Source organism: Planococcus sp. S3-L1, assembly GCF_030063085.1.
GTDB classification, from domain to species: domain Bacteria; phylum Bacillota; class Bacilli; order Bacillales_A; family Planococcaceae; genus Planococcus; species Planococcus kocurii.
In genome coordinates, this window is the sequence record NZ_JASISN010000054.1 from 1 (window position 1) to 722 (window position 722).

Here is a 722-nt window from a genome sequence, read left to right on the forward strand (position 1 = left end):
TCATAACCCAAAGGTCGCAGGTTCAAATCCTGCCCCCGCAACCAAATGGTCCCGTGGTGTAGCGGTTAACATGCCTGCCTGTCACGCAGGAGATCGCCGGTTCGATCCCGGTCGGGACCGCCATTTTTTAGTGGGGTATAGCCAAGCGGTAAGGCAACGGGTTTTGATCCCGTCATGCCCTGGTTCGAATCCAGGTACCCCAGCCATTAGTATTAAACCAAAACGACGATAAAATAGAAAAATTATTTTCTCATTGACATCAAGGTGGCAATCAAGTACAATAGATTTTGTCACTAAAATGAAATTCAATGCGGTCGTGGCGGAATGGCAGACGCGCTAGGTTGAGGGCCTAGTGGGAGAAATCCCGTGGAAGTTCGACTCTTCTCGGCCGCACCATAAACTTTCGAAATGCGCCCGTAGCTCAATTGGATAGAGTACTTGACTACGAATCAAGCGGTTAGAGGTTCGAGTCCTCTCGGGCGCACCACATTTTCTTCCTTATAATAATGCGGGTGTAGTTTAGTGGTAAAACCTCAGCCTTCCAAGCTGATGATGGGGGTTCGATTCCCCCCACCCGCTCCAATTTTTTTAAAACTGAACCTTGAAAACTGAACAGCAAAACGTCAACGAAAGACGTCACGAGCACTTCGGTGCGAGAACGGCTTTTGCGAAGGTTGCCTTATGGCAATCAGAGCAAAGTTGTTTTCCTTCTCGGTGTTCGT

Annotated in this window: 5 tRNA genes; all 5 read left to right on the top strand. The window is 48.6% G+C overall.

The features are described from left to right. Positions 1-47: 47 nt before the first annotated feature. The 5 genes from QMF37_RS18230 to QMF37_RS18250 all read left to right on the top strand — a co-directional run bounded on the left by QMF37_RS18230 (position 48) and on the right by QMF37_RS18250 (position 582). Positions 48-123, top strand: a tRNA-Asp gene (locus QMF37_RS18230). 8 nt (positions 124-131) lie between these two features. Next, positions 132-206, top strand: a tRNA-Gln gene (locus QMF37_RS18235). A 104-nt stretch (positions 207-310) separates the two neighbouring features. Then, positions 311-396: transfer RNA gene (locus tag QMF37_RS18240), tRNA-Leu, on the top strand. Positions 397-410: 14 nt separating this feature from the next. Further along, positions 411-487, top strand: a tRNA-Arg gene (locus QMF37_RS18245). Positions 488-508: 21 nt separating this feature from the next. Continuing rightward, positions 509-582: transfer RNA gene (locus QMF37_RS18250), tRNA-Gly, on the top strand. Positions 583-722: the final 140 nt, after the last annotated feature.